Below are 2,230 nucleotides of genomic sequence, written 5' to 3' on the forward strand. Positions count from 1 at the left end.
GTTCCTGGATCAGCGTTCGAGCTAATGCTGCACGCTGTTGCTGACCGCCAGATAAGGTCTCGGCACGCGCTTTCAAGTGTTCTTGTAAACCTAAAGATTGTGCAAGCAAGGCTACCTTTTTTTGAACCGCCTTCTGAGGAAAAAACAAATTCAAAGCGTTATAGAGAAAATTGTGCTTATCCAACTGCCCCATATAAATGTTATGGAACAAAGATAAACTGGGGACCAAAGCCGGCGCCTGCTGACAGAAGGCAATATCATCGGGGCGCAGCTGGTATAGTGCTTTGAGTAAAGTACTTTTACCTGCACCACTCTTGCCAAGCAGTGCGACTTTTTCACCGGCCTTAATTTCTATCTCCAAGTCACGCAGCACGGTATTACCTTGCCACGCTAAATCCTGCTTGGAGAGATGAAATATGGTTTTTGTCGGTGCCCCCGTATCAAGCATATTAGTCAATCAAACCAATGCTTTTAGCGGTATCCAAAATTGCCTGATAATCTTCGTTCTTCGCTTCAATAAAGGCTTTACGAGGAAAACGCGCTAGCAAGTCAGGGTCTTTCATATTCAACAAGGCTTGTTTAATCTTTCCACCAAAACCTTCACCCCAATGCGCGTCCACATCACCGCGTATGCTCCACTGGTAATCCTGGTACTGAGGTGTTTCCCAAATAACCTGAACCTTTTTTGGATCAATCTTACCTGCGGCTAGCTCTTTTTCCCAAACCTTGTAGCTCAACACACCAATTTCGTAGGCACCTGAGTTAACCAAAGCGGCTGTGCGTGAGTGATTACCACTAAAACCTATACGTTTGAACAACGCATCAGGCGCATCATTAAGGTGTTGACGGATATAAAACTCAGGCATCAAGCGACCCGATGTTGAACCTTTTGAACCAAAGGTCAGTGTCTTATTAGCAATACCTTTTGGGAATTCATCACTCTTTTTTAAACCTGTAGAATGATGCGCAATAAAGTAAGTCTTGAAGAAGCGGTCTTCATCTCCCTGTGCGATCGCTTGGGAGCCTGGCACTAATAAGCGCGCCTGCACACCCGACAAACCACCAAACCAGGCTAATTGAACCTGATCATTTCGAAATGCTGTCACTGCAGCCGCATAAGACTTAACCGGCACATAACGTACCTCAATGCCTAAGGCCTTCCCTAAGTACTCAGACACTGCACCAAAGCGCTGCTCAAGCTGGGTGCTGTCCTGATCAGGGATGGCGGTAAAGGTAAAATCTTTCGCCTGCGCGCTCACCGCTAGGCTAAACAATATGATCAAGGTACTGAATAATTTCATTTTGAGTAGTGCTCCAATAGTGCGTCTTTGCTTCCCCGCAATACAATTCTTTCAGCCTTCTTTGAGAGCTGATAATCGTACATTGGGTCGTAGTAATCTTTTAGTAAATGTTCGATCCACTCCCGGTGAAGGCCGTAAGCCTCATCAGATTCTGAAGCAGAAAATTGTTGTTTGATCGCTCGTACCATCATTTGCTGTAGATGATTCTTTCGCTCGCTACCCAAGCGGCGTTCTATTCTCCCTAAACTCTCAAACAGATAGTTAGAGAAATTCTCAATGCCCTGCTCTTCACCGTCCCGGCTTAAGTAGGCTTCGGTCATATCAATCACATAGTCTTGAAGCACTACATCGATTCGTTCTTCCAAAGGCGTTTCTAAGACAATTAAAGGGCAAGCAGACATGCGGTCTTTCAAAGTCAAAGGCAAAGCACAACGGCCAATCAAACGACTTTCGTCTTCCAGAAATACCGTGCCGCTATTTTGATGGCGCGCTTTTAATAGGGCGATGGATAGTTTGTTTTCAAAATCTATTTGGCTAGGTTGAGGGGTCAACATTCGACCAAAGCTAGAACCACGATGATGAGCCAAGCCTTCTAGATCGACGTAATTATTGAACTGCTTCAAAACGCGTGTTTTACCGGTGCCCGTTCGGCCACTAATAACGGTGAAGTCCAGCTCGCTGATTTGCGTTTCCATTTCGTCAATCAGAAAACGACGCATGGCTTTGTAGCCGCCTTTTATCAAGGGGTAATCCACACCTACGTCTTTAATCCAGCCTTGTGTGGTTCTTGATCGCAAACCACCCCGAAAGCAATACAAATAGCCCTGGGGGTTCTGTTTAGCAAAAGCCAACCAGGCCTCAAGCTTTTGGGCTTTATTTTCGCCACATACCAGCTCGTGTCCTAGTTCAATGGCACTATCCTGGCCTGA

Annotated in this window: 3 protein-coding genes; all 3 read right to left on the reverse strand. The window is 45.8% G+C overall.

Going from position 1 to position 2,230, the window contains the following annotated elements; genetic code table 11:
- On the reverse strand, positions 1–448 hold a 448-nt coding region (locus A3735_RS15300), incomplete at its 3' end, for an ATP-binding cassette domain-containing protein (protein ID WP_231882562.1).
- A 1-nt stretch (position 449) separates the two neighbouring features.
- Complete coding sequence (locus A3735_RS15305; RefSeq protein WP_068513588.1) at positions 450–1,301, reverse strand: putative selenate ABC transporter substrate-binding protein; 852 nt, start codon at positions 1,299–1,301, stop codon at positions 450–452.
- The coding region (mnmH, locus tag A3735_RS15310) for a tRNA 2-selenouridine(34) synthase MnmH (protein WP_068638229.1) at positions 1,298–2,230 on the reverse strand (933 nt) is incomplete at its 5' end. The genes A3735_RS15305 and mnmH, both read right to left, overlap by 4 nt.

The organism is Oleiphilus sp. HI0061, assembly GCF_001635675.1.

What these genes read in the sequence shown, in the direction of transcription:
- A3735_RS15305 (WP_068513588.1), bottom strand. Translation starts at nt 1,301, where the DNA reads ATGAAATTATTCAGTACCTTGATCATATTGTTTAGCCTAGCGGTGAGC.